General features: G+C 55.2%; 1 protein-coding gene. It reads right to left on the bottom strand.

Translation table 11 applies throughout. From position 1 onward, the window contains the following. Window positions 1–82: 82 nt before the first annotated feature. Window positions 83–299: integrase core domain-containing protein (locus C6W91_RS20660; protein ID WP_370571545.1), on the bottom strand; the 217-nt coding region annotated here is incomplete at its 5' end.

Raw genomic sequence — 299 nt, 5'->3', positions numbered from 1 at the left:
AGAGCTGTCGTTGGTTTGACCCTGATCCGTAAGTGAAGCCATGAACCGCCCCGGGTTTGCCGGAGAGTTTTTTGTTCAAAACTTAGGCGACGTGATCAAGAGCATTTATGCTCGCGTAGAAGGTTTCCTCCACTTCTTGCGGCGGCCGATAGCCAATAGCGCCATGTAGCCGCTCGGTGTTGTACCAGCTGACCCACTGGAGGGTCTCCCACTCGACATGGCCGACGGATTTCCAGGAGCCGAAGAACTCGATGACTTCGGTCTTGAACAAGCCGATGATGCTCTCGGCCAAGGCGTTG

It is taken from the genome of Phaeobacter sp. SYSU ZJ3003 (assembly GCF_041300735.1).
GTDB lineage: Bacteria > Pseudomonadota > Alphaproteobacteria > Rhodobacterales > Rhodobacteraceae > Phycobacter > Phycobacter gallaeciensis_A.
The sequence above is the reverse complement of the archived record's forward strand: the minus strand, read 5'-3'. Positions and strand labels throughout refer to the sequence as shown.